Annotated in this window: 1 protein-coding gene and 1 pseudogene; one reads left to right on the top strand and one right to left on the bottom strand. The window is 61.8% G+C overall.

The window, feature by feature from the left end; all coding sequences use genetic code 11:
* The first annotated feature begins 153 nt into the window (after positions 1-153).
* The gene (locus QZY07_RS07810; RefSeq protein WP_295401349.1) at positions 154-2,649 is read left to right on the top strand and encodes a diguanylate cyclase; all 2,496 of its coding nucleotides are present in this window, start codon (positions 154-156) and stop codon (positions 2,647-2,649) included.
* 4 nt (positions 2,650-2,653) lie between these two features.
* Here the strand turns inward: QZY07_RS07810 and QZY07_RS07805 are convergent.
* Positions 2,654-2,906 (bottom strand): annotated as a pseudogene (locus tag QZY07_RS07805) (phosphoketolase); the annotation flags it as partial.

Genomic DNA, 2,906 nt, shown 5'->3' with positions numbered 1-2,906 from the left:
TGCCGCAAGCTCGGGATTTCCTTCTGGGACTACCTCAATGACCGCATCGGGCAAATCGGAGACATCCCGCCCTTGCCGGAAATCGTGCGCGAACGGATCTTGGCCGCTCAGGCTGTGCCGTGAGTTATTGAGAAGTTACAATATAACGATCTGGTGGAGGTCGCGCGAACCGCCCTGCGCCTGTTCGGCGTGACCCTGCCCGACGCCAGCGATGAGGCCGGGTTGCAAGCCGATTTTGAGCGGCAGATGGCCGAGTATTCCCGCTTGCTGAACCAGCGCCCGATCGGCGACCTGATCGGGCTGGACGATGTGGCCGACCGCGAGCAGGACGCGATCATCCGGCTGCTGGCGATTCTGACCGATGGCACCTTCATCGCCGTCCCCAGCCTGTTCCCGCACATCGCGATGGAAGTGGTCAACCGGTCGATGCGCCATGGCCACAATGCCATGTCGGCGATCGGTTTTGCCTGGGCGTCGGTGCTGATTGTGCGGCGGTTCGGCAATTACCAGGATTCTTACACGTTGAGCGCACTGGCGATGCGCCTGAACGAGCGTTATCCCAATCCACGCATCCGCGCCCAGGTCACGTTTATGCATGCCGTTTTCCTGCACTGGGTGCAACCGCTGGCGCAACAGATCGAGGTGTATCAGCAGGCGTATCAGTTCGGCATCGAGAATGGCAATCTGGTGTTCGCCGGCTATGCCCGCACCATGATCCCGAAAACCACACTGGCCGCGTTCACGGTGGACAAGGCGCTGGAGGAATGCGCGATCAGTCTGGCGTTCTACGCCAAAAGCGGTTCGCCATTCCTGATGAGCGAACGGTTCTGCCAACTGTTCCTGCAACGGCTCAAGGGCGAAGGGCGAAATCTCACCTCGTTGAGTACGGACGAGATCGACGAAACCGTCTGGCTGGAGCGTTGGCAGCACCCGGCCACCCGCTTCGGCCACGGACTCGCCTATTTTCTGAACTTCAAGATTCAGTTGCTCTACCTGTTCGGTCAATGGCGGGCGGCTTGGGACTTTGCGACGACCCACGCCGACTGGATGCAGTACATCCCGATTTTGTATGAAACGACGGTTTTCACCTTCTACCGGGCGTTGGCCGGAGCTTCGATGGATGAGCCAGCGGATGCAGCGGAGCAAGCACGGATCGCCCGCACCTTGGACGAAGCGATTGCCGAGTTCGCCCTGTGGACGGTCAACTGCCCGGACAACTTCGCTTGGCAGGAGCAACTGTTGCGGGCCGAACAGGCTAGGATTAGCCAGCGCCCAGCAGACGCCCTCACTGGCTACGGTCGCGCCGCCGCGTTGGCCCGTCAGTATCACCGACCGCTGGGACTGGCGCTGAGTCTGGAACGGGCGGGGCGGCTCCATCTGCAACAGGATCAGCGCAAACGCGCCAAACCGGAGCTGGAGGAAGCGGTTTTCCACTATTACCAGTGGGGGGCAACTGGCACGGCTCAGGCACTGAATCAGGAATTTGCGGGATTGTTGACCAGCGCCGCCGTCGCTCCGCTGTCGGTCAGCGACTCGTCCAGCAGTCAATTCACTTCCGCTATTTCCACGCACCGGCTTGATCTCGATACCGTCCTCAAGGCGTCGCTGGCGCTGTCCAGCGAAATCCAGATCGACGGGCTGTTGCAGAGGCTGATGGCGATTGTCATTGAAAACGCCGGTGCGGAATGGGGCTACCTGTTGCTCCCCGGCGCGGATCATTGGTTGATCGTCGCCCAAGCCAGTGTGCTGGAGCGGACGACCCAACTGGAGCGGATTGCGCTGACGGATGCGACGACGGTTTGCGAAGCGGCGATCCGCTATGTGATCCGCACCCGGCAGGAGCTGATGCTGGACGATGCCCGTCAAGACCCGGCGTTTTGCCGCGACCCCTATGTCCAGCGGCAGGGCGTCCGTTCGGTATTCTGTCTGCCGTTGCTGGCGCAGAACCGCCTGAACGGGGTGCTGTATCTGGAAAACAATCAGCTTTCAGGGGCCTTCGCTCCCGGCCGCATCCAGATTCTGAAGATGCTCTCCGCTCAGGCGGCCTACGCCATTGAAAATGCCCGACTCTATGAAAGTCTGGAGCGACAGGTTGCCGATCGCACCCGGGAACTGTCCGAGGCCAACCACCGGCTGCAACAACTGAGCGAGTGTGACGGTCTGACCGGCATCGCGAACCGGCGCAAATTCGACGCGGTCTGGAGCGCGGAGTGGCAACGGGCGGCGCGTCAGGGTTTGCCGTTAGCCGTCGCCATGATCGATGTCGATCATTTCAAAGCCTACAACGACCAGTATGGGCATCAGGCTGGGGATGATTGTTTGCGGCAGGTCGCACAGGCGCTGGCGGCGACGGTGCTGCGTGCCAATGATCTGGTGGCTCGCTATGGCGGCGAGGAGTTCGTGGTGGTGTTGCCCGGCGTGACGGCGCTAGAAGCGCTTCACGTTGCACAGAAACTGGGAACAGCGGTGGCAGCCTGCCAGATTCCCCATGCCCACAACAGCGCCGCGCCAGTGGTGACCGTCAGTATTGGCGTCGCCTGGGGCATCCCGGAACCGGACGCGCCGCCCGATGACCTGATCGCCGCAGCAGACGCCCGGCTCTATCAGGCCAAACATGCCGGCCGGAACCGGGTCGTGCTCGCGTCCTGATCCGTCCGTCCTCATCCTGGGCGATGTTCGGATCGACCTCGCTGTAGGTGCCTTCCAGATAGGCATTCGCCACCAGCGCGGGTTCGCCGTGACCCGGCCCGGCGACATAGATGAGACTGAGATCGTGGTCCTTGATGACGCGGTTGAGATGCGCGTAGATGAAGCTCAGTCCCGGCGTCGTGCCCCAGTGGCCGAGCAGGCGCGGTTTGATGTGGGCGAGCGCAAGCGGCTCTTTCAGCAGCGGATTGTCGTAGAGA

The organism is uncultured Thiocystis sp., from assembly GCF_903866365.1.
In the GTDB taxonomy this organism is placed as follows: domain Bacteria; phylum Pseudomonadota; class Gammaproteobacteria; order Chromatiales; family Chromatiaceae; genus Chromatium.
Note: the sequence above shows the minus strand (reverse complement) of the source record. Positions and strands in the feature narration are given on the sequence as shown.